We start from the raw sequence: 22,191 nt of genomic DNA on the forward strand, positions 1-22,191 counted from the left end.
GGCCTGAGAAGTCTGAGAATTCCCGAAGGAAAGGCGGCAGACGGTTCTCGCCCGTAACAATTCGGACGTACGTTCATGTGTGTGACTGGTGAAGAAAGCGAGTACGGGGGCGAGGACGACAACGACGGCAACGGGGGCGCGGGCGGACGGTCACGGTGGCTGAAGGTCATCGGAGTCACACTCGCCGGCGTCCTCGTACTCGGCGCGGGCGGGGCGGGCCTGGCGTTCTGGCGGCTCAACGACAACATCACGAGCGTCGACATCAACGCCGCCCTCGGCGACAACCGCCCCGCGAAACTCCGGTCGACGACCTCGCCTTCGACCTCTTCTTCCTCCTCCGCCACCACCACCGAGTCGTTGCCCAGCGGCGCGTTGAACATCCTCGTCCTCGGCTCGGACTCCCGCAGCGGCGAGGAGAACGCCGAACTCGGCGGTGGCGGTGAGGACTCGGGCGCCCGTTCGGACACGGCGATGGTCGTCCACATCGACGAGGGCCGCACAGAGGCGACGGTCGTCAGCATCCCCCGCGACACCCTGGTCACCCGCCCGTCCTGCCCGCTGGAGTCCGGCGGCTCGACGCGGACGGCGTACAACGTGATGTTCAACAGCGCGTACGCGGTGGGCGGCGCGGTGTGTGCCGTGAAAACCGTCGAATCGATGACGAACGTCCGCATGGACCACTACATCGAGATCGACTTCTCGGGCTTCGCGAAGCTGGTCGACGCGCTGGGCGGCGTAACGGTCACCACGGACGAGGACATCGACGACGAGGACAGCCATCTGACCCTGGACGCCGGCACCCACCACCTGGACGGCGAACAGGCGCTGGCCCTGGCCCGCACCCGGCACGGTGTGGGCGACGGCAGCGATCTGGGCCGCATAACCCTCCAGCAGCAACTGGTGAAGGCGTTGCTGGACCAGATCACCTCGACCAGCCTCCTCACCAGCCCCACCAAGCTCTACAAAACCGCCGACGCCATCACCGACAGCCTCACCACCGACACCGGCCTGGACTCCCTCACCGAACTGATGACCTTCGCCGAAAGTCTGAAGGACCTGTCCTCGACCGAGACGAGGACGGTGACCATGCCGGTGGTCCCGTCCCCCTCGGACAGCAACCGCGTGGTCGCGAACGAGCCGGAGGCGAGCGAGCTGTGGGAGTCGTTGAAGTGAGCTGAAACGAGCTGACGGGCGTTCCAAAAAATCTTCGAGGAACTTCGGCGCGGCTGTCGATTCCGGTGGTGTTCGTTCGACGTATGGGTGAGAGGCGGGGAGAAGCCCCGGCCACCCGAGTACTTGGAGTCACCATGCCGCGCTATCTGTCGATGGTCAGGATCGACGAGTCCACCATGCCCGCCGAGGGGCCGAGCCCTGAGCTGATGCAGCGGATGGGGGATCTGCTGGAGGAGATCACCAAGGCCGGGGTCATGCTCGACACCGCCGGGCTGATGCCTACCGCGCAGGGGAAGCGGGTGCGCTGGGAGGGCGGTGAGCTGTCGGTCACCGATGGGCCGTTCACCGAGACCAAGGAGGTCGTGGGCGGCTATGCCCTGATGCAGTGCAAGGACATGGCCGAGGCCGTCGAGTGGTCCAAGCGGTTCCTGAAGGTGCACGAGGAGCACTGGACGGTGACGTGCGAGGTGCGGGAGATCCAGGAGGGCTGACGGCCCTGAACCCCGTGGGGTCGTTGGCCCTGAGACCCGTACGGGTGTCGAATGGTGGGCTGTGACACCGCAGCCCACCACAGCCGCCGCCATCGAGACCGTCTTCCGTATGGAGTCGCCCCGGATCATCGCCGGTGTCGCGCGGATCGTGCGGGATGTCGGGATCGCGGAGGAACTGGCGCAGGACGCGCTGGTCGCGGCGCTCGAACAGTGGCCGGGGGAGGGGGTGCCGGACAACCCCGGGGCCTGGCTGACGGCCACCGCCAAACGCCGGGCCGTCGACCTCGTACGACGGCGGGAGCGGTACGCGCGGAAGCTGGTCGAGGTCGGCCGGGAACTGGAGGCGGACCCGCATCACTGGGACGAGCCGTCCGACCCCGACGACATCGACGACGACCTGCTCCGGCTCGTCTTCACCGCCTGCCACCCGGTGCTCTCCGCCGAGGCCCGGATCGCCCTCACCCTCCGCCTCCTCGGCGGCCTGACGACACCCGAGATCGCCCGCGCCTTCCTCGCCCCGGAAGCGACCGTCGCCCAGCGGATCGTGCGCGCCAAACGCACCCTCGCCAGCAAGAAAGTCCCCTTCGAGGTCCCCTACGGCCCCGACCGCGAGGCCCGGCTGGGTTCCGTACTGGAGGTCATCTATCTGATCTTCAACGAGGGGTACGCGGCCACCGTCGGCGACGATCTCCTGCGCCCCGCACTGTGCGAGGACGCGCTGCGGCTGGCGCGGGTGCTGGCCCAGTTGATGCCGAAGGAGGCGGAGGCGCACGGGCTGGTGGCGTTGCTGGAGCTTCAGGCGTCCCGTTCCGCCGCCCGGACCGGCCCCTGCGGGGAACCGGTGCTGCTCAAGGACCAGGACCGCCGCCGCTGGAACCGCCTCCTCATCGCCCGTGGCTTCACCGCCCTCGGCCGCGCGAGCGCCCTCTCCCCGGGCGCCCCCGGCCCGTACGCCCTCCAGGCCGCCATCGCCGCGTGCCACGCCCAGGCGTACACCTACGAGGAGACCGACTGGCCGAGGATCGCCACCCTGTACGCCCTGCTGGCGGCCCGCTCCCCGTCACCCGTCGTCGAACTCAACCGCGCGGTCGCCGTCTCGATGGCCGAGGGCCCGGCACCCGCCCTGGAGATCGTCGACCGCCTCGCCACCGACCCCGCCCTCCGCGACTACCACTTGCTGCCGAGCGTGCGGGGCGATTTGCTGCGACGGCTGGGCCGTACGGCGGAGGCCCGCGCCGAGTTCGTACGAGCGGCCGGGCTGGCGCGGAACGAGCGCGAGCGGCAGCTGCTGCTGGAGCGGGCGGAGTCGGCTGACGGGGAGTGAACTCGGGGGAGGGGGCCGGCCTCGGCGCCGACGCGCGCGCCGCCCCGCACCGAGCCCCGGCGGTGTCACCGGGCCGGGTGGCCGATCAGCATCGTCGGGGCCCCGGCCACGCGCGTCAGGAACACCGTCGCCGCATTGGGCCCCTGTGGTTTCACCTTCTTCCGCAGTTCCTCCGGCTCCACGGCCGAACCCCGCTTCTTCACCGTCAGCACCCCCACCTCCCGCTCCCTCAGCAGGGCCTTCAACTTCTTGACGTTGAAGGGGAGTTGATCGGTGATCTCGTAGGCGGTGGCGTACGGGGTGACGTGGTGGGCGTCGGCGGTGATGTACGCGATGGTCGGGTCGATCAGGCCGCCCGCCAGGTCCTCGGCGACCTCGGCGACCAGGTGGGCGCGGATGACGGCGCCATCCGGTTCGTACAGATACCGCCCGACGGCACGGACCGGGGGGTCGGGCAGCGCGGTCGCGGGCGTGGCCGCGACACCGGCGCCCGAGGGGAGCAGCATCGCCCGCCGCGCGCCCGGTGTCCCGCCCTCCCGGAACCACAGCACGGCCTCCTTCACATCACCGCCGTCCGAGATCCACTCGGCCTCGGCCTCCGCCGGGATCGCCTCGTGCGGGATGCCGGGGGCGATCTTCAGCGCGCCGAGCGGTGCCTTGAGCGCGGCCGACACGGCCCAGGACAGCGGCGGGGAGTACGCCTCGGGGTCGAAGATCCGGCCGCGCCTGGAGGAACGCCGGGCCGGGTCCACGAAGACCGCGTCGTATCCGGCCGTGTCCACCTCCGTCACATCCGCCTCGCGCACCTCGATCAGATCGGCGAGGCCGAGCGCGTCGGCGTTGGCGCGGGCCACCGCCGCCGTCAGCGGGTCCCGGTCGACGGCCAGGACACGGATACCGGCGCGTGCGAACGCGATCGCGTCACCGCCGATCCCGCAGCACAGGTCGGCGACGGAGCGTACGCCGAGCGCCTCGAAGCACTCGGCGCGGTACGTGGCCACGCTCGCCCTGGTCGACTGTTCGACCCCGTTCGGCGTGAAGAACATCCGCTCGGCGTCCGCCGCCCCGAACTTCGCCACCGCCCGCTGCCGCAGCCGCGCCTGCCCCATCGCCGCCGACACCAGCTCCGCCGGGTGCTCCCGCCGCAACCGGGTCGCCACCGCCAACTCCCGCGCCGGTTCGACCCCGCGCACCTCGTCGAGCAGGGCACGGCCCTCCGGGGTGAGGAGGGAGGTGAGGGAGGCGGTGGGGTCCAGGTCGTTCACCGGGCCATTGTGGGCCAGTCGGTGGATGGTGCGCCCATGGTGGCGGTGTCGGGGCGGTGGGGAGGGGGCGGGCTGCGAGGATGCGGCGCCATGCGACTTGTACGACAAGATGATGGATTGAGTGGGAAATGGGTGAATGCCTTTCGGGAGAGCGTCGGGGCGGGGTGCGCCGTGCGGACGAGTACCGAGGCGGGGAGCGGCATGTGGGGGAGCGCCGGAGCCGTCGTAGCTGCGGGCAATCGTGCCGCTGGGGCGGCGCCCGCCCCGAAGAGAGCGGCACGCTGTCGGCGCCGGGAAGCGCACCCCGCTCCCGCCCGGCCTCGGCCCCAGGCGCCGCGCCTGTGAGGGCGCGCGGGGCGCGTACGACCCACGAGCTGGGCGTGAACCGCGTACGACCCGCGAGCCGGGCATGAACCGCGTACGACCCGCGAGCCGGGCGTGAACCGCGTGCGCGCCCTGACGCTGAGCGCGTTGGCCGCCACCGCGCTCCTCACCGCCGCGCTCCCCGGCTGCGCCACCCATCCGGATGCGCGAGCCCGCCCGGATGCCCGAGCCCGCCCCGACACGGCCGGTCAGGACACGGTCAGCGGTGACGCGGCGGGCCGCCCCGATGACGCCCCCGCCCACCCCTACACGACGCCCCACCCCTTCCCGGACGCCGCCGCCTCCCCACCCCCGTACCGCCGCTGGGGACTCGCCGCCCCCCTCGCCCCCGCGCCCGCAACCCCGCACCGGCCGCCGATGCCGCGCGGCGCCGGCCCGGGGCTGCCGCCCGTCGTCGACCACGTCCCCACCCGCGACAAGGTGGTGTTCCTGACGTACGACGACGGGGTCGAGAAGGACCCGAGGTTTGTCGACATGGTCCGTGAACTGCGGCTTCCGGTGAGCGTGTTCCTCACGGACAGCGTCGTCGGGCCCGGGTACGCGCACTTCGCCCGGCTGCGCGCGGTCGGGGCGAGTGTCCAGAACCACACCCTCGACCACACCGCCCTGCGCGGTCTGCCGTACGCCGGGCAGCGCGCCGAGATCTGCGGCCAGCAGAACAAGCTCAAGCAGCGCTTCGGCGTCCGCCCGACCCTCTTCCGGCCGCCGTACGGCGTCTACGACACCACCACGCTCCGCGCCGCCGCCGACTGCGGCATCGAGGCGGTCGTCCTGTGGCGCGCGTCGACACCGGCCACCGGCCTCCACCCCGGTGACATCCTCTTGGCCCTCCCCCACTCCCCGGCCGAGACGACGACGAGGCTGCTGCGCCGCATCCAGGAACAGGGGCTCACGGTGGGGCGCCTGGAGGACTACCTGAACTGAACCGCGCCGCCCCCGGAGCCCCCGCTCACCCCACACCCGGCACCCCCCGGCACCCCCGCTCACGCCGCCCCCGGCGCCGCGCCGTTCGTACTCGATTAGCAGTCCGCTTGACCGAGTGCTAATCACGGTCATAGTCTCAGGTCTGGCACTCACCCCTGGAGAGTGCCAACAACGCGACGGGCAGGTCCGGCACCCGCGACGACGGATCGACCTGGTCGCCACCTCAGACAGTTAACCCCGTGAGATCTCCGAAGGGGGAGGTCGGATCGTGACGACCGCCAGCTCCAAGGTTGCCATCAAGCCGCTTGAGGACCGCATCGTGGTCCAGCCGCTCGACGCCGAGCAGACCACGGCCTCCGGCCTGGTCATCCCGGACACCGCGAAGGAGAAGCCCCAGGAGGGCGCCGTCCTCGCCGTGGGCCCGGGCCGGTTCGAGAACGGCGAGCGCCTGCCGCTCGACGTCCAGGTCGGCGACATCGTCCTGTACAGCAAGTACGGCGGCACCGAGGTGAAGTACAACGGCGACGAGTACCTCGTCCTCTCGGCTCGCGACGTGCTCGCGATCATCGAGAAGTAAGACCACCTCAGAGTTTTTTCGAGCTGCGCCCCTGGCCCCCGCGACCACTGAGAAGCCGGGCGTCCGGGGCGCAGTGTCTTTCCACCCATAGCTTTCCGCCCACAGATTTCCGAGAGGGCTCCCGCTGTCATGGCGAAGATCCTGAAGTTCGACGAGGACGCCCGTCGCGCCCTGGAGCGCGGCGTCAACAAGCTGGCCGACACGGTCAAGGTGACGATCGGCCCCAAGGGTCGCAACGTCGTCATCGACAAGAAGTTCGGTGCCCCCACCATCACCAACGACGGTGTCACGATCGCCCGCGAGGTCGAGATCGAGGACCCGTACGAGAACCTCGGCGCGCAGCTGGTGAAGGAGGTGGCGACCAAGACCAACGACATCGCGGGTGACGGTACGACCACCGCCACCGTGCTCGCCCAGGCGCTGGTGCGCGAGGGCCTGAAGAACGTCGCCGCGGGTGCCTCCCCGGCCGCCCTGAAGAAGGGCATCGACGCCGCCGTCGCCGCCGTGTCGGAGGACCTGCTCGCCTCGGCCCGTCCGATCGACGAGAAGTCCGACATCGCCGCCGTCGCCGCGCTGTCCGCCCAGGACCAGCAGGTCGGCGAGCTGATCGCCGAGGCGATGGACAAGGTCGGCAAGGACGGTGTCATCACCGTCGAGGAGTCCAACACCTTCGGTCTGGAGCTGGACTTCACCGAGGGCATGGCCTTCGATAAGGGCTACCTGTCGCCGTACTTCGTGACGGACCAGGAGCGCATGGAGGCCGTCCTGGAGGACCCCTACATCCTCATCAACCAGGGCAAGATCTCCTCCATCCAGGACCTGCTGCCGCTGCTGGAGAAGGTCATCCAGGCCGGTGCCTCCAAGCCGCTGCTGATCATCGCCGAGGACGTCGAGGGCGAGGCCCTGTCGACGCTGGTGGTCAACAAGATCCGTGGCACGTTCAACGCGGTCGCGGTCAAGGCCCCCGGCTTCGGTGACCGCCGCAAGGCGATGCTGCAGGACATGGCCGTCCTCACCGGCGCCACCGTCATCTCCGAGGAGGTCGGCCTCAAGCTCGACCAGGTCGGCCTGGACGTGCTGGGCTCCGCCCGGCGTATCACGGTCACCAAGGACGACACGACGATCGTCGACGGCGCCGGCAACTCCGAGGACGTCGTGGGCCGCGTCGCCCAGATCAAGGCCGAGATCGAGAACACCGACTCCGACTGGGACCGCGAGAAGCTCCAGGAGCGCCTCGCGAAGCTGGCCGGCGGCGTGTGCGTGATCAAGGTCGGCGCCGCCACCGAGGTGGAGCTGAAGGAGAAGAAGCACCGTCTGGAGGACGCCATCTCCGCGACCCGCGCCGCGGTCGAGGAGGGCATCGTCTCCGGTGGTGGCTCCGCGCTGGTCCACGCCGTGAAGGTCCTGGAGGACAACCTCGGCAAGTCCGGCGACGAGGCCACCGGTGTCTCCGTCGTCCGCCGCGCCGCGGTCGAGCCGCTGCGCTGGATCGCCGAGAACGCGGGCCTTGAGGGCTACGTCATCGTCTCCAAGGTCGCCGAGCTGGACAAGGGCAACGGCTACAACGCCGCCACCGGCGAGTACGGCGACCTGGTCAAGGCCGGTGTCATCGACCCGGTCAAGGTCACCCGCTCCGCCCTGGAGAACGCCGCCTCCATCGCCTCCCTCCTCCTCACGACCGAGACCCTGGTCGTCGAGAAGAAGGAAGAGGAGGAGCCGGCCGCCGCTGGTCACGGCCACGGCCACGCCCACTGACGTACACACGTCGGCAAGCCGCGCTTGAGGCCCGGCACCCCTCGGGGGGTGCCGGGCCTCACCGCGTCGTCACCGCGTCACCGCTCCAGCCCCTCCAGGGCCCCCAACTGCCCCATCAGCCCGAGTCGGTCGTACTGCCACCAGCCCTCGGCGATCTTCCCGTCCGCCGTGTACCGGTGGACGGTGGTCCCGGTCATGGAGACCTTCTTCCCGGTGGACGCGATCCCGAGGAACTCGCCCTTGTGCGTCGCGTTCCAGGTCCACCGGGTGCACACCCGGTCACCCTGCGCGAACTGATCCTCGATCGTGAACGAGAAGTCGAACCCGCCCCGCCACATCCCGACCTCGCGCCTCATCGCGTCCATACCGATGGCGTCCTGTGGAGTGGCCGGATCGTGGTTGTGATAGTCCTCGATGACCAGGCCGTCGAGTGGCGGCAGCTCGCCCTTGGCGCCCAGCGCCTCGAAGAACCTGCGTGAGTTGTCCGCGTACAACTGCTCGTCCCGCACGACATCCAGATCCGTGAACGTCGGCATCGCGTCGCAGAGCGCGACCATCTCCTGGAAGATCCGATCGGTCTCCGGAAGCTTGGAATTCCGCATCGCTTCCTCGTACGAGGGAAACTCCACGATCTCCACGAAGTGCGCCGAGTCGCCCCGGTCCTTCCCGATCATGTTGTGCGTCGCGGTCCGCTTCCCCTTGGTCTGCTCGACCCACCTGTCCATCAGCCGGTTCATCTCGTCGAACCGACTGGTCCTACAGTCGATGAGCTGCACAAAGGTCATAACGCCGTCGCCTCCCGGCCCCCCTTAGGTCCGGTTGAACAGCTTCATTGTCCCACCGGGGGGTCAGGGTCGCCTTCAGCCCGAGCAGCCTTGACGGCGTGCAGACAAACGCATCCGGGCTTGTCACCATGGCGTCATGCATGCGCGCGGGGAGCAGTCCGTCTCGGCGGGGCGGGACATCGGGCTGGCGATCACGGGTGACAACAACCATGTGTCATTGGCCCCAAGGGTTCGGTCGGCCTACTGGGAGCAGGTGCGTCGGATCGCCCCGGCGGAACTCCTCGGCAGAGAGCGGGAGCTATGCGAACTGGCTGAGTTCTGTCAGCAGGACGACGATCCCGGTCTCGCTTACGGATGGTGGCGAGCCGGTGCGTGGGCGGGCAAGACCGCGCTGTTGTCCTGGTTCGCTCTCCATCCGCCCCCGAAGGTGCGAATCGTTCCGTTCTTCGTGACCGCGAGGTCGCGAGCACAGAACGACGTGGTGGCCTATGCCGATGTGGTCCTTGAGCAACTCGCTGAACTGGCCGGGGACAGTATTCCGGCGCATCTGACGGAAGCGACGCGCGACGCACATCTGCTGCGCATGTACGGCCAGGCCGCGCGCGTGTGCGAAGAACGGGGGGAACGGCTGGTTCTGTTGGTCGACGGTTTGGACGAGGACCGAGGTGTGACCACGGGTCCGGCTGCCCACAGCATCGCGGGCATTCTGCCGAGCCGACCGGAGTTCGGTCTCCGTGTCATTGTGTCCGGTCGTCTCAATCCACCCCTTCCCAGCGACGTGTCGCATGACCATCCGATTCGAGATCAGCGGAATCTACGTCAGCTCACTCCGTCCCCCTATGCTCAGGCAATCCGCGCGGAAGCGGAGCGAGAGTTGAAGGCATGCCTGGCTGAGAGCAGCGTGGCCCGTGATCTTCTGGGCTTCGTGGTTGCTGCCGAAGGCGGATTGGCCGTCTCCGACCTGGCCGACCTTTCCGGAGAAAGCCCCTATCACGTACAGGATATTCTCCGGACGAGAGCGGGCAGGACCTTCGCAATGCGTGAAGCGTCTCCCGAGGGGAGTTCGGGGCACGGTGTATACCTGCTGGCGCACGAGGAGATCCAGGAGCAGGCGACAGAAATTCTCGGGGCTGCGGTCATCGACTCGTATCGTCAGCTGATTCATCGCTGGTGCGATGAGTATCGGAGAAGGTCTTGGCCTCCCCATACGCCCGATTATTTGCTCCGCGGCTATTTTCAGATGCTGCAGGCGCACCGAGACGTTGATCGATTGGCCGTGTGTGCAGCGGATCACGATCGGCATGAGCGACTTCTTTATTTCTCGGGAAGCGATGCTCTCGCACTGGCGGAAATCGATGTGGCGAGCCGTCTGATCATCGATGAGGGGGGTGAGAGACTTCAGGACATGCTGAGGATTTCCATCCATCGGAGTGCCCTCGAGGAACGAATCTCGAAGGTGACACCTGCGATACCGGTGGCGTGGGTGCGCATAGGTGAGCGGAGGCGGGGTGAGGAACTTGCCCGGAGCTTTCCCGGCAGGGCCGAGCGGGTGCTCGCGCTCGCCGGAGTCGGCGAGCGACTGGCCGGTGCCGAGGCCGTCAAAGTCCTGGACGAGGCCGAGGGCGTTGCTCGCCAGGAAACGGACGAGGCTACGAGGGACCGTCTCCTCTTGCGGATCGTTGTGGCCCTGGTACGGACAGAACAATTCGCGCGGGCCCGGGAACTGGCGATGGATCTCGTTGACCCGAAAGTAACGTCAGCCGTCGCTCATCAAATCATCGATACGATGGTGAAAGCAGGGGAAATCGCACAGGTTCAGGCGATGGCGGAGATCTTGGGGATCGCCGAGGAGGCTCCGATCCACATGGCCGGCGCACTGGCAGAACTCGCGAGGCTGAGCGAGGCGGAGTCCATTGCTCGCAACGCTGTCGAGCCCGCTGTGCGGAAGAGGGCGCTTTTCCGGCTGGCCGGAATTTGTCATCGTATGAAGCATGAGGATCGGGCCGGGAGCCTTGTGCGGGATGCGCTCGCCATTCGGTCCTATATGTCGGACGAAGACCTGGTCCGGGAGTTGGCGGCAGCGGGGGAGGTGGCCGCCGCGCTGGACGTCGTCAATTCAGTGATACTGGACGACTGGCGCTCGGAGCTAGTTTCGAGAGTAGTAGGAGAAATCGCCGGTTACGGTGACATCGGTCAGGCCAGGGCATTGCTTCGATTACTGCCCGATGGGCCTCAGCTTTCTGTGGGTGCTGCGGCTGTTGCCGTGACCCTGTGTCGCGCCGGTGAGATCGACACAGCGTTTCGAGTGGCCCGACTGGTCACTGAGGATGAAAATCTCTCCCGGGTCCTTCTCGAAATCTCCCTGGCCATGATCAGAGGCGGGCAAGTGGAAGAGCCTCTGAAAATAGCCCGACTACTGGCCAAGGAGGACGGTTCTGTCGATGCCCTGGTTCGAGTCTCCGTCGAGCTGGCTGAGGGCGCGTCACCTGATCGAGCTCGTGAGGTTCTCCTTGGCGCCGAGGAACTCGCTCGCCGAACGGTGAGTACCCGGGCGAGGGTTCGTGATGTCTGTGTGATTGCCAGGGCGTTGGCCGAAGCAGGGCTCGTCGATGAAGCGCGGCTACTGCTGGAAGAGGCCGGGCGAGGTCTCGGGGCGACGCTGGACCGTTGGGTACTCGGGCAGCCCGAGCGTGGGGAGTTGGAGGTCCCGCTGGTTCGGGCACTTGCCGGAGCGGGCCTCCTGTCACGAGCTGAGTCACTGGCACGCGGAGCCGGCGATCCCCGGAGCCAGGAGCGGATGTGGGCCGAGATCGCCGAGTCCATGATCGGTTTTCGCAGGTTCGACGACGCGGAGAGGGTCGCGCGCATCCCTTTGAAGCTCAGCCGGAGCAGACTGCCCGCCCTGGTGGCTGTGGCCCTCGCCGCTGCCGGAGACTTCGACCGAGCCGTCGGCCTGGCCAGGGGGCATACCGAACCGCAGCACGATGCCTGGGCCCTGTCCGAGATCGTGTACCACCTGTGGGCCGCCGGACGGTTCTCCGAGGCAAAGGAGTATCTGGCGGAAGCCGTGGCCCTCGCCAAGATGCCGTCGACACGCGCTGCCGCCGGCCTGGTCCGAGCACTGATCCTCGCCGGTGACACGGAGACCGCCCGGATTCAGCTGGGGCAAGCGGAAGTCATCGTGGAGAGTGGGCGGGCCACCGGAGAGGAAGTGAGTGACCTCGTTCGCGCGATGGTCGCGCTCGGTGCGTTCTCCCGTGCCGAATCACTCGTGGACAGAGTCTTCGGCCCCTCCGCACAGGCTGCAGCCCGGGCCGATCTAGTGGAGGCGTACGTACGTCATGGCGAACTCGGTCGAGCCGAGTCCTTGGCTCAAAGGATCACGAGCGGCAAGGATGCGGCACGGGCGTATCTCACTCTTGCCCGTGCTGCGAAACCATCCAAGGCCCGTACCCATGTGGCCCTGGCCCTCCACCACGGGCGGTGGCCGGACTGCCTCCCGGCGCTGCTGAGCATCGACCCGACCATGGCCACCATCGCGATCGACGCACTTCGGAACACACACCGACCGGACCGACAGGAACAGACCGCCCTCACGGACACAGCAGGGGCGCCTTCCCGCGACGACAGGTGACCTACTGCGGCCCGTACTTCCGTCCCGCCTTCGAACTGACCCCGCCCAGCAGCCCACGGGGTACCACCTTCGCCACGCCCATCAGGGCCTTGTAGCGGGGGTCGGGGATGGAGACGGTCTTGCCTCGGGCCAGGTCGTCCAGGGCGGATGCCACCAGCTTGTCGGCGTCGAGCCACATCCAGCTCGGGATGTTGTCGGTGCCCATCCCGGCCCGCTCGTGGAACTCGGTGCGGACGAAGCCGGGGCACAGCGCCATCAGCCGTACCCCGCTGCCCGTCATGTCCCGCGCCGCCCCCTGCGTGAACTGCACGACCCACGCCTTGGAGGCGCCGTAGGTGCCGCGAGGCAGGAACGCGGCGACCGACGCCACGTTGACGACCCCGCCCCGGCCGCGCTCCCGCATGCCCTCCGCCGCCGCGGACGTCAGCCGCAGGACCGCCTCGCAGTGCACCTTGAGCATCTTCAGCTCATCGGCCATCGAGACATCCAGATAACGGCCCTTGTTGCCGAAGCCCGCGTTGTTGATCAGCAGGTCGACCGTGTTCTTCCGGTCGGCGAGGCGTTTCCCGACCGACTCGATCCCGGGGTCCGTGGCGAGGTCGGCCGTCAGGACCTCCGCCTCGATGCCGTGCCGGTCGTGCAACTCCGTGGCCTGCTCCCGCAGCCGCCCGGAGTCACGCGCCACCAGCACCAGGTCGTGCCCGTCCGCCGCCAGCCGCCGCGCGAAGGCGGCACCGATCCCCGCGGTCGATCCCGTAATCAGAGCCGTTGTCATGGCGCAAGGGTAGTGACCTGGACTGTGGTGATCCGCGTGCCGCCGGGGCGCGGGGCGTCCGACACCGCCGGCCGCACCGCGTCACTCCTCGGCCCCGCCCCTCACCTCCTCGGCCCCCTGTGCCGCCACGTACTTCCGCGCCGTCTCCGCCAACTCCGGATGCAACGCCTCCCCGGATGCCAACAGCCTTGGCAGCAGGGCGCGTTCGCCCATCAGGGCGCGGAAGGACAGGGCGACGGTGATGTCGTGGTCGGGGCGGTGGACGATCTCGATCGGGTCGCCGGCGCTGATCTCGCCGGGCCTGATCACCCGCAGATACGCGCCGGGGGCGCCCTCCCGGGTGAAACGCCTGACCCAGCCCCGCTCGCCGATGTGCTGCTGGAAGTTGAGACAGGGGACGCGACCGCAGGTGACCTCCAGGATCACCTCGGCGCCGATCCGCCAGCGCTCGCCGATCAGGGCACCGGAGACATCGAGGCCCTCGGTGGTGAGGTTCTCCCCGAAGGAACCGCTCGGCAGCGTACGGCCGAGCGCGCGCTCCCAGCCGTCGAGATCCTCACGGGCGAACGCGTACACGGCCTGGTCGTCCCCACCGTGATGCTCCCTGTTGCACACCGCGTCGCCGGCCACCCCGCTGCCCCCGACCCCCTTGGGCCCGGGCGCCGCCACCCGCAGCGGCCCCTGCACCGGCCGTTTGTCGATACCCGTCACATGCTTCGACTCCTCCGGAATGTCGACGGTCCTGGGACGTCCGACGTTCAGTGACAGCAGCTTCATACTCAGCAAGCTAGGCCGACAGACATCAAAGCGTCGACGCATTATTCGGCGTCGCACCCAAGCCGCACTTATGCTCGACGGCGTGATCGAGGCCCGTCATCTCCGCGTCCTGCGCGCCGTCGCCGCCACCGGCTCCTTCTCGGCGGCCGGCCGCGAACTCGGCTGCACCCAGCCCGCCGTCAGCCAGCAGATGAAGGCGCTGGAGACATCCGTGGGTACGCCGTTGCTGGTCCGCGGCGGCCGGGAGATGCGCCTGACCGAGGCGGGCGAGGCGCTCGTGCGGCACGCGGTCGGCATCCTCGCGGGGCTCACCGCGGCCGAGGAGGAGGTCGCCGCCATCGCCGGACTGCGGGCCGGGCGCGTACGCCTGGTCTCGTTCCCCAGCGGCAGCTCCACCCTCGTCCCCACCGCCCTGGCCGCCCTCCGCGCCGCCCACCCCGGCACCCGGGTCTCCCTGGAGGAGGCCGAACCGCCGCACTCCGTCGAGATGCTCCGCGAGGGCGAGTGCGACATCGCCCTCGCCTTCCGCTACGAGGGCACGACGGGCGCCGAGAACGCCGAAAACGCCGACGATGACGAGAAGGAGTGGGACGACCTGGTCGTACGGCCCCTGCTCACCGATCGGCTCGTGGGCCTCGTCCCCCAAGGGCACCGGCTGGCCCGTACGCCCTCCATCGGCATCGGCGAACTCGCCGGGGAACCCTGGATCGCCGGGTGCCCGCGCTGCCGGGGGCAGTTGGTGCGCGTCTGCGAGAGCGCCGGATTCACGCCCCGTATCGACTTCGCCACCGACGACTACCCGGCGGTCGTCGGCCTGGTCGGCGCCGGTCTCGGCGTCGCCGTCCTGCCGGAACTGGCCATCGAGTCCGTACGCCCCAAGGGGGTGCGCGCGGTCGCCGTGGAACCGGCGGTACGCCGCGAGATCGTCGCCCTCACCCTGCCCGACCTGGCCCGGGTCCCCGCGGTCGCCGCGACGCTGGACCGACTCACCGAGGCCGCCGTCCGATAGACGGGCGCGATGGACCGGCCCGGTGGACCCGCCCGAGAGGGCGAGTGAAGAAACGTTCCTTCAGTTGTTCAGTCGTTTGACGGGGCGTCGCCACCGGGCGCGGACGCGGTCACCAGCCGGTGGCGGGCCCTGCCCATCAGTTCCTCGCGTTCGTCCTCGGTCAGGCCGCCCCACACGCCGTACGGCTCGCGCACCGCGAGGGCGTGGGCCGCGCACTGGGCGCGCACGGGGCACCTCATGCAGACCTCTTTGGCCGAGTTCTCGCGAGCGCTCCGTGCCGCGCCGCGCTCTCCCTCAGGGTGGAAGAAGAGCGAACTGTCGACTCCTCGGCATGCCGCGAGGAGCTGCCAGTCCCACAGATCGGCGTTCGGTCCGGGAAGGCGGGAGAAATCTGCCATTACGTGTCCCCTTGTTGCTGTTCCGGGCAGATACCGGGTCATCTGTACCCATGACCGTACATCGACCATCTAAGGAGATGAAAATATGACTCATTGCGAATCTAGCCCCGGACACCAGCAAAGAGGAACAAAAACGTCTGAATGGGGCATAGGTTGTGATGAAACGTTGAGGGTCTGTTGTGCATGTCTGCACCGTGTCCACGCCCTCACGTAGAGTGCCGAAGGTGACCAGCCATCCCGTAACTCTTTCGAGTGACCGTCGTTGAGACGGGCGGAGGCGGTTGAAGCAACAAGCGCTCGGGCAGGCGTTCGTGTCCGCTCGTGAGTGTCGACCGCACAGGTGACGATTTCGTACCAGCCTGGAGGCTCAAGGTGACGCGCATCAGCTGCGGAGGACGGTCATGACATCCGTCCTCGTCTGCGACGACTCCCCGCTTGCCCGAGAGGCGCTGCGCCGCGCGGTGGCGACCGTGCCCGGCGTCGAGCGCGTGACCACGGCGGCCAACGGCGAGGAAGTCCTCCGCCGCTGGGGGGCCGACCGCTCGGACCTGATTCTGATGGACGTACGCATGCCCGGTCTGGGCGGCGTCGAGACCGTACGGCGGCTGCTGTCCGCCGACCCCGGCGCGCGCATCATCATGCTCACCGTCGCCGAGGACCTGGACGGCGTCGCCCTCGCCGTCGCCGCCGGCGCCCGGGGCTATCTGCACAAGGACGCCTCCCGCGCGGAGCTGCGCGCCACCGTGACGCAGGCCCTCGCCGACCCCACCTGGCGGCTCGCCCCGCGCCGGCTGCGCTCGGCCGAGATGGGCGCCGCGCCCACACTCACCGCGCGGGAGATCCAGGTCCTGGAGGGCATGAGCCACGGCCGGTCCAACGCGGAGATCGGGCGCGAGCTGTTCCTCTCCGAGGACACCGTCAAGACCCACGCCCGGCGCCTGTTCAAGAAGCTCGGCGCCTCGGACCGCGCGCACGCCGTGGCGCTCGGCTTCCGCTGGGGTCTGGTTCGCTGAGTGAGCCGTCACGGGGGTAGGAGAATCCCCGCCTACCAGCAGGTGGGCGGGGGTGGCACCACGGCTCGCCGGATGCCCGCTGCTCGTTTCGCCGCGGATGCCGCATCCTTGATGTGTGGAGTTCCTCGGGGAGCAGTCGAACAAGCGGGAGGGGAGGGCGCAGGAGATGACTTCCGGCGCGCCTGCTCATAACGCTTCGGTGCACAACCACGGGCGTGGCGTCACGGACCGGACGGCCTCAGGGCACCATGGACCGATGCGCGACGACGAGACGACAGTGATCGGTGCGCTCGTGCATCGCGCGGTCGACGGGGACGAGCAGGCGACACACGATCTGCTCGCCCATGTCCACCCTCTGGCCCTGCGCTACTGCCGCACCCGGCTGTCGCGGCTGCCGGGTGACGCACGGCACTTCGTGGAGGATCTGGCGCAGGAGGTCTGCGTCGCCGTCCTCCTCGCACTGCCGCGCTACAAGGACACCGGACGCCCGTTCGAGGCGTTTGTCTTCGCCATCGCCGGCCACAAGGTCGCCGACCTCCAGCGCGCCGCGATGCGCCATCCGGGTTCGACGGCCGTCCCCTCGGACGAGATGCCCGAACGCCCGGACGACTCCCTCGGCCCGGAGGAGCGCGCCCTGCTCAGCAGTGACGCCGAATGGGCGAAGAAACTGCTGGCCAACCTCCCCGAGAACCAGCGTGAGCTGCTGCTCCTGAGAATCGCGGTCGGGCTCACGGCCGAGGAGACCGGGCAGATGCTCGGGATGTCCCCGGGCGCGGTACGGGTGGCGCAGCACCGGGCGCTGAGCAGACTCCGGGCGCTGGCCGAGCAGTAGGGACGCAGTTCGATCCCTGGCTGAAAACGCTACTCAGGGCGCCCCGTATGAACAGGCGAGGCGCCCTTTCCGTACGAATATACGAAGCCCGAGGTCGCCTTCGTACCGTGGAATGTGTGCTCCGCGCTTCCCGTTAGCATGGACATCCGCACCGATCAAGGCCATTTGGGGAAGGTGTCATGACTGCCAACGTCGACGGAGTGCCCGGTAAATTCGCGACACTCGGGCTGACCTACGACGACGTGCTGCTGCTGCCGGGTGCATCCGAGGTGCTCCCCAACGCGGTCGACACCTCGTCCCGCATCTCCCGCAACGTCCGGGTGAACATCCCTCTGCTCTCGGCCGCGATGGACAAGGTCACCGAGTCCCGCATGGCCATCGCCATGGCCCGTCAGGGCGGCGTCGGCGTGCTGCACCGCAACCTCTCCATCGAGGACCAGGTCAACCAGGTCGACCTGGTCAAGCGCTCCGAGTCCGGCATGGTCACCGACCCGATCACGGTCAACCCGGACGCCACGCTCTCCGAGGCCGACGCGCTGTGCGCGAAGTTCCGCATCAGCGGTGTGCCGGTCACCGACGGCGAGGGCAAGCTGCTCGGCATCGTCACCAACCGCGACATGGCCTTCGAGAGCGACCGCTCCCGCCGGGTGCGCGAGGTCATGACCCCGATGCCCCTGGTCACCGGGCATGTCGGCATCTCCGGCACCGACGCCATGGAGCTGCTGCGCCGCCACAAGATCGAGAAGCTTCCCCTGGTCGACGGCGCGGGCGTCCTCAAGGGCCTCATCACCGTCAAGGACTTCGTCAAGGCCGAGCAGTACCCCAATGCCGCCAAGGACGCCGAGGGCCGCCTGATCGTCGGTGCCGCCGTCGGCGCCAGCCCCGAGGCCCTGGAGCGGGCCCAGGCACTCGCCGAGGCCGGGGTGGACTTCCTGGTCGTCGACACCTCGCACGGCCACAACAGCAACGCCCTCAGCTGGATGGCGAAGATCAAGTCGAGCGTCGGCGTCGATGTGATCGGCGGCAACGTCGCCACGCGTGACGGCGCCCAGGCGCTGATCGACGCGGGCGTCGACGGCATCAAGGTCGGCGTCGGCCCCGGCTCGATCTGCACCACCCGGGTCGTCGCCGGCATCGGCGTCCCGCAGGTCACCGCCATCTACGAGGCATCCCTCGCGGCCCGCCCGGCCGGTGTCCCGCTGATCGGCGACGGTGGTCTGCAGTACTCCGGCGACATCGGCAAGGCCCTTGCCGCCGGCGCCGACACCGTGATGCTGGGCAGCCTCCTCGCGGGCTGCGAGGAGTCCCCGGGCGAGCTGCAGTTCATCAACGGCAAGCAGTTCAAGTCCTACCGAGGCATGGGCTCGCTGGGCGCCATGCAGTCCCGGGGCCAGGGCCGGTCGTACTCGAAGGACCGCTACTTCCAGGCCGAGGTCGCCTCTGACGACAAGCTCGTGCCCGAGGGCATCGAGGGCCAGGTGCCCTACCGCGGCCCGCTGGCCAACGTGCTGCACCAGCTCGTCGGCGGTCTGCGCCAGACCATGGGCTACGTGGGCGCCGCCACCATCGAGGAGATGGAGACCAAGGGCCGCTTCGTAAGGATCACCTCCGCGGGCCTCAAGGAGAGCCACCCGCACGACATCCAGATGACGGTCGAGGCGCCGAACTACAGCCGGAAGTAGGCACCGGAAGTAGGCAGCGGACCCGGTCGGGGCGGTTCCGGAGTTCCGGGGCCGCCCCTGTCGTGCCTCCGGGGCAGCCGCCGCCGGACCCGTCGGCGATACTGGGAGGCGCAGAAACGAAGAGGAAAGGCCACAGACGTGACTGAGATCGAGATCGGGCGCGGCAAGCGCGGCCGCCGGGCGTACGCCTTCGACGACATCGCCGTCGTCCCCAGCCGCCGTACGCGGGACCCGAAGGAGGTCTCGATCGCCTGGCAGATCGACGCCTACCGCTTCGAGCTGCCCTTCCTGGCCGCCCCCATGGACTCGGTCGTCTCCCCGGCCACCGCGATCCGCATCGGTGAGCTGGGCGGCCTCGGCGTACTGAACCTCGAAGGCCTGTGGACGCGGTACGAGGACCCGCAGCCGCTGCTCGACGAGATCACCGGCCTGCCCGACGAGGCCGCCACCCGCCGCCTCCAGGAGATCTACGCGGCCCCCATCAAGGAGGAGCTGATCGGGCAGCGCATCAAGGAGGTGCGCGACTCCGGTGTCGTCACCGCCGCCGCGCTCTCGCCGCAGCGCACCGCCCAGTTCTCCAAGGCCGTCGTGGACGCCGGTGTCGACATCTTCGTCATCCGCGGTACGACGGTGTCGGCCGAGCACGTCTCCGGCTCGCACGAGCCGCTGAACCTGAAGCAGTTCATCTACGAGCTGGACGTCCCGGTCATCGTGGGCGGCTGCGCCACCTACACGGCCGCCCTGCATCTGATGCGTACGGGCGCGGCCGGGGTTCTTGTCGGCTTCGGCGGCGGGGCCGCGCACACCACGCGCAATGTGCTCGGTATCCAGGTGCCGATGGCGACGGCGGTCGCGGATGTCGCCGCCGCCCGGCGGGACTACATGGACGAGTCCGGTGGCCGGTACGTCCACGTCATCGCCGATGGTGGTGTGGGCTGGTCCGGTGACCTGCCGAAGGCGATCGCCTGTGGGGCGGACGCGGTGATGATGGGCTCGCCGCTGGCCCGGGCGACCGACGCGCCGGGTCGCGGTCACCACTGGGGTATGGAGGCCGTCAACGAGGAGCTGCCTCGCGGCAAGAAGGTCGATCTGGGGACTGTGGGGACGATCGAGGAGGTTCTCACCGGGCCGTCGCACACGCCTGACGGTTCCATGAACCTCTTCGGTGCGCTGCGGCGGGCGATGGCCACCACCGGGTACAGCGAGCTGAAGGAGTTCCAGCGGGTCGAGGTGACGGTGGCGGACTCGCAGCACCGGCGGTGAGGTGACGCTGCGGTTGGCTTGAGGGGGGGGAGAGGGGTCCGGTTGCCCGTGGGGGTGACCGGGCCCTTTTGTGTGGCCAAGTGGGGTGGTGGGGGCGTGAGTTGGGGGAGGGGGTGCGTGGTTGCGTTTGGGGCGAATGTGGGCTGAATGGGCGTAGCGGGGCGGTACTGTCTGTGTTCGGCGACCCGCTCTCTGGGGCGCCCCCTTCCAAGGAGCACGTTCCGGACCCCGCCCTCGGGGCCCGGCCCGAACTCCAATCGGACCGCCTACCGGGATAAGGGCGGTGTCGTGGAAGGGGGCGTGCCCATGGGCCGTCACCGCAAGCCCACTCGATGGGATCAGATTCGGCTTCGGCTGGTGAAGTTCCGGAGGAGGTGGATCTTGCGAATTTACGGCCGGTGAGCGGCCGCCCCCACGTGAGCTAGGGGCGGACACCCGTAAACCGGCAAGGAGCCCGCTGCAGCACCCACTGCGGTGGGCTCCACCTTGTTGGCGGGATGGTGAACGGCCGTCCCTGTAAAACCCAGGGGCGGACATTCCGTGGTCCATCCACGAGCCTGCCGCAGTACCCGCTGCGGCTGACCCCACCTGTTTCCGTAAGATACCCGCGGCGCGCCCCGTAGGCCACCAGCTTCAGAGGCACCCCCGCCTATGCGCCCCCCTTCACAACCGATGCGCCGCCCCCGTAGGCGTAGCCCCCCGCGTGTCCAGCAGCAGCTGCGCCTTCACCGACAGCCCCTGTAGGTCGTACGTCCGATGCTGCTGGAGCAGGATCGTCAGGTCGGCGTCGGCTGTGGCCTCGTAGAGGGAGTCGGCTCGGGGGACCGGGCGGTCGAGGATGTGCCAGGTGGGGATGTGGGGGTCGTGGTAGCTGATGTGGGCGCCGAGTTCCAGGAGGCGTAGGGCGATCTCGTGGGCGGGGGTGCCCTGTTGGCCGGGGACGTCGGGCTTGTAGGTGATGCCCAGGAGAAGGATGCGGGCGCCCCGGGCGGACTTGCCGTGTTCGTTGAGGAGGGCGGCGGCGCGCTGGACGACGTACTGGGGCATGCGGTTGTTGACGCGTTGGGCGAGTTCGACCATGCGCAGGGAGCGGGGGGCGTGGTCGGAGAGGTCCTGGGGGAGGGCGTGGCCGCCCACGCCGGGGCCGGGGCGGAAGGCCTGGAAGCCGAACGGTTTGGTCTCGGCGCAGCGGATGACGTCCCACAGGTCGATGCCGAGGTCGTGGCAGAGGACGGCCATCTCGTTGACGAGGGCGATGTTGACGTGGCGGTAGTTGGTCTCCAGGAGGTGGACCGTCTCCGCCTCGCGCAGGCCACGCGCGCGTACCACCTTGTCGGTGAGACGGCCGTAGAAGGCGGCGGCCGACTCGGTGCAGGCGGGGGTGAGGCCACCGATCACCTTGGGGGTGTTGGCGAGGCCGAAGTCGCGGTTGCCGGGGTCGGCCCGGACGGGGGAGTAGGCGAGGTGGAAGTCGCGGCCCGCGCGCAGACCTGAGCCCTCTTCGAGGAGGGGGCGCAGGAAGTCCTGGGTCGTGCCCGGGTGGACCGGGGACTCCAGGATGACGGTGGTGTGGGGGCGCAGCCGGGAGGCCAGGGTGCGGGCGGCCTCCTCGACCTGGGTGAGGTCGGGGGCGCCGTCCGTGCCGCGGGGGGTCGGGACGCAGATGACGGCGGTGCGGACGCGGCCGAGTTCGGCGGAGCCGGTGGTGGGCTTGAAGCCTCGTTTCAGCATGTGGCGGAGTTCGGCGGGGGTGAGGGAGCCGCAATCGGGGCCGGCGCGGTAGCCGAGGGTCGGGATGCCGGCGGCCACGGCGGCACGGGCCAGCGGCAGCCCCAGTTGGCCGAGTCCGATGACGGCGAGATCTGCGGGCATGGCGTGGGCCGTCCTTCCCAGTAACCGAAGCGGGACAGACGCGCAAGCCCTGTGGACTGGATGAGCGAGCGCAATGTCAGACTAGGAGTAAATATGACCGATATGCGGGATTGGGGGCGTTGTTTTTCCGTGCGCGTCCCGGTGGGTTTCCGGTGCGGTCCCGTGGGTTCCGTGGAGTTATCCACAGGCTGAGGGCCGGTGGTGGCCGAATTCGGGCAAGGCGGTCAGAATTCTGAGCACGGGGAATGTGAGCAGGGT

The 22,191-nt window shown here is 69.0% G+C and carries 18 protein-coding genes; 12 read left to right on the forward strand and 6 right to left on the reverse strand.

Going from position 1 to position 22,191, the window contains the following annotated elements; genetic code table 11:
- Positions 1–75: 75 nt before the first annotated feature.
- The 3 genes from ACWD4G_RS25370 (at position 76) to ACWD4G_RS25380 (ending at position 2,988) form a co-directional block, all read left to right on the forward strand.
- Positions 76–1,173: an LCP family protein gene (locus ACWD4G_RS25370; protein WP_451297118.1), complete on the forward strand. Its 1,098-nt coding sequence runs from the start codon at positions 76–78 to the stop codon at positions 1,171–1,173.
- A 134-nt stretch (positions 1,174–1,307) separates the two neighbouring features.
- A complete protein-coding gene (locus ACWD4G_RS25375) occupies positions 1,308–1,664 on the forward strand; it encodes a YciI family protein (RefSeq protein ID WP_451297120.1) in 357 nt (118 codons plus the stop codon).
- A gap of 109 nt (positions 1,665–1,773) precedes the next feature.
- On the forward strand, positions 1,774–2,988 hold the full coding sequence (locus tag ACWD4G_RS25380; RefSeq protein WP_451297400.1) for an RNA polymerase sigma factor: 1,215 nt from the start codon (positions 1,774–1,776) through the stop codon (positions 2,986–2,988).
- A gap of 65 nt (positions 2,989–3,053) precedes the next feature.
- Here ACWD4G_RS25380 and ACWD4G_RS25385 read toward each other — a convergent pair whose 3' ends face one another.
- Positions 3,054–4,253: a class I SAM-dependent methyltransferase gene (locus ACWD4G_RS25385; RefSeq protein ID WP_451297122.1), complete on the reverse strand. Its 1,200-nt coding sequence runs from the start codon at positions 4,251–4,253 to the stop codon at positions 3,054–3,056.
- Between the two features lie 438 nt (positions 4,254–4,691).
- Between ACWD4G_RS25385 and ACWD4G_RS25390 the strand changes: the two genes are divergently transcribed.
- The 3 genes from ACWD4G_RS25390 to groL all read left to right on the forward strand — a co-directional run bounded on the left by ACWD4G_RS25390 (position 4,692) and on the right by groL (position 7,893).
- Positions 4,692–5,561: a polysaccharide deacetylase family protein gene (locus ACWD4G_RS25390; RefSeq protein WP_451297124.1), complete on the forward strand. Its 870-nt coding sequence runs from the start codon at positions 4,692–4,694 to the stop codon at positions 5,559–5,561.
- A 268-nt stretch (positions 5,562–5,829) separates the two neighbouring features.
- Positions 5,830–6,138, forward strand: a complete 309-nt coding sequence (groES, locus tag ACWD4G_RS25395) for a co-chaperone GroES (RefSeq protein ID WP_381101379.1) — start codon at positions 5,830–5,832, stop codon at positions 6,136–6,138.
- Between the two features lie 129 nt (positions 6,139–6,267).
- Positions 6,268–7,893, forward strand: a complete 1,626-nt coding sequence (gene groL, locus ACWD4G_RS25400; protein WP_451297127.1) for a chaperonin GroEL — start codon at positions 6,268–6,270, stop codon at positions 7,891–7,893.
- A 77-nt stretch (positions 7,894–7,970) separates the two neighbouring features.
- Here the strand turns inward: groL and ACWD4G_RS25405 are convergent, their stop codons facing one another.
- The gene (locus ACWD4G_RS25405) at positions 7,971–8,678 is read right to left on the reverse strand and encodes an ester cyclase (protein WP_451297129.1); all 708 of its coding nucleotides are present in this window, start codon (positions 8,676–8,678) and stop codon (positions 7,971–7,973) included.
- Between the two features lie 136 nt (positions 8,679–8,814).
- Between ACWD4G_RS25405 and ACWD4G_RS25410 the strand changes: the two genes are divergently transcribed.
- A complete protein-coding gene (locus ACWD4G_RS25410; protein ID WP_451297131.1) occupies positions 8,815–12,312 on the forward strand; it encodes a hypothetical protein in 3,498 nt (1,165 codons plus the stop codon).
- 1 nt (position 12,313) lies between these two features.
- Here ACWD4G_RS25410 and ACWD4G_RS25415 read toward each other — a convergent pair whose 3' ends face one another.
- Complete coding sequence (locus ACWD4G_RS25415; RefSeq protein WP_451297133.1) at positions 12,314–13,087, reverse strand: SDR family NAD(P)-dependent oxidoreductase; 774 nt, start codon at positions 13,085–13,087, stop codon at positions 12,314–12,316.
- Between the two features lie 81 nt (positions 13,088–13,168).
- Positions 13,169–13,864, reverse strand: coding sequence for an MOSC domain-containing protein (locus ACWD4G_RS25420; protein ID WP_451297135.1), 696 nt, complete (start codon positions 13,862–13,864; stop codon positions 13,169–13,171).
- Positions 13,865–13,946: 82 nt separating this feature from the next.
- On the opposite strand from ACWD4G_RS25420, the gene ACWD4G_RS25425 reads away from it, so the two are divergent.
- On the forward strand, positions 13,947–14,873 hold the full coding sequence (locus ACWD4G_RS25425; RefSeq protein ID WP_451297137.1) for a LysR family transcriptional regulator: 927 nt from the start codon (positions 13,947–13,949) through the stop codon (positions 14,871–14,873).
- Positions 14,874–14,941: 68 nt separating this feature from the next.
- On the opposite strand, the gene ACWD4G_RS25430 is transcribed toward ACWD4G_RS25425, so the two are convergent.
- Positions 14,942–15,271: a WhiB family transcriptional regulator gene (locus ACWD4G_RS25430; RefSeq protein ID WP_451297139.1), complete on the reverse strand. Its 330-nt coding sequence runs from the start codon at positions 15,269–15,271 to the stop codon at positions 14,942–14,944.
- Positions 15,272–15,672: 401 nt separating this feature from the next.
- Here ACWD4G_RS25430 and ACWD4G_RS25435 point away from each other — a divergent pair, with 401 nt between their 5' ends.
- The 4 genes from ACWD4G_RS25435 to ACWD4G_RS25450 all read left to right on the forward strand — a co-directional run bounded on the left by ACWD4G_RS25435 (position 15,673) and on the right by ACWD4G_RS25450 (position 20,061).
- Positions 15,673–16,284: a response regulator transcription factor gene (locus ACWD4G_RS25435; protein ID WP_003948568.1), complete on the forward strand. Its 612-nt coding sequence runs from the start codon at positions 15,673–15,675 to the stop codon at positions 16,282–16,284.
- 256 nt (positions 16,285–16,540) lie between these two features.
- Positions 16,541–17,116 carry a sigma-70 family RNA polymerase sigma factor gene (locus ACWD4G_RS25440; protein WP_005481141.1) on the forward strand — a complete coding sequence of 192 codons (576 nt, stop codon included), beginning with the start codon at positions 16,541–16,543 and terminating at the stop codon, positions 17,114–17,116.
- 179 nt (positions 17,117–17,295) lie between these two features.
- The gene (gene guaB, locus ACWD4G_RS25445; RefSeq protein WP_451297141.1) at positions 17,296–18,798 is read left to right on the forward strand and encodes an IMP dehydrogenase; all 1,503 of its coding nucleotides are present in this window, start codon (positions 17,296–17,298) and stop codon (positions 18,796–18,798) included.
- Positions 18,799–18,936: 138 nt separating this feature from the next.
- On the forward strand, positions 18,937–20,061 hold the full coding sequence (locus ACWD4G_RS25450; protein WP_451297143.1) for a GuaB3 family IMP dehydrogenase-related protein: 1,125 nt from the start codon (positions 18,937–18,939) through the stop codon (positions 20,059–20,061).
- A gap of 663 nt (positions 20,062–20,724) precedes the next feature.
- Here the strand turns inward: ACWD4G_RS25450 and ACWD4G_RS25455 are convergent.
- Entirely contained in the window at positions 20,725–21,933 is a 1,209-nt protein-coding gene (locus ACWD4G_RS25455; RefSeq protein ID WP_451297145.1) for a nucleotide sugar dehydrogenase, read from the reverse strand.
- Between the last annotated feature and the right edge of the window lie 258 nt (positions 21,934–22,191).

The sequence above is a fragment of the Streptomyces sp. NPDC002643 genome, from assembly GCF_053592555.1.

Coding starts and splice junctions, on each gene's coding strand:
- ACWD4G_RS25370 (WP_451297118.1), top strand. CDS start 76: ATGTGTGTGACTGGTGAAGAAAGCGAGTACGGGGGCGAGGACGACAAC.
- ACWD4G_RS25375 (WP_451297120.1), top strand. CDS start 1,308: ATGCCGCGCTATCTGTCGATGGTCAGGATCGACGAGTCCACCATGCCC.
- ACWD4G_RS25380 (WP_451297400.1), top strand. CDS start 1,774: ATGGAGTCGCCCCGGATCATCGCCGGTGTCGCGCGGATCGTGCGGGAT.
- groL (WP_451297127.1), top strand. CDS start 6,268: ATGGCGAAGATCCTGAAGTTCGACGAGGACGCCCGTCGCGCCCTGGAG.
- ACWD4G_RS25405 (WP_451297129.1), bottom strand. CDS start 8,678: ATGACCTTTGTGCAGCTCATCGACTGTAGGACCAGTCGGTTCGACGAG.
- ACWD4G_RS25410 (WP_451297131.1), top strand. CDS start 8,815: ATGCATGCGCGCGGGGAGCAGTCCGTCTCGGCGGGGCGGGACATCGGG.
- ACWD4G_RS25415 (WP_451297133.1), bottom strand. CDS start 13,087: ATGACAACGGCTCTGATTACGGGATCGACCGCGGGGATCGGTGCCGCC.
- ACWD4G_RS25420 (WP_451297135.1), bottom strand. CDS start 13,864: ATGAAGCTGCTGTCACTGAACGTCGGACGTCCCAGGACCGTCGACATT.
- ACWD4G_RS25430 (WP_451297139.1), bottom strand. CDS start 15,271: ATGGCAGATTTCTCCCGCCTTCCCGGACCGAACGCCGATCTGTGGGAC.
- ACWD4G_RS25435 (WP_003948568.1), top strand. CDS start 15,673: ATGACATCCGTCCTCGTCTGCGACGACTCCCCGCTTGCCCGAGAGGCG.
- ACWD4G_RS25440 (WP_005481141.1), top strand. CDS start 16,541: ATGCGCGACGACGAGACGACAGTGATCGGTGCGCTCGTGCATCGCGCG.
- guaB (WP_451297141.1), top strand. CDS start 17,296: ATGACTGCCAACGTCGACGGAGTGCCCGGTAAATTCGCGACACTCGGG.
- ACWD4G_RS25455 (WP_451297145.1), bottom strand. CDS start 21,933: ATGCCCGCAGATCTCGCCGTCATCGGACTCGGCCAACTGGGGCTGCCG.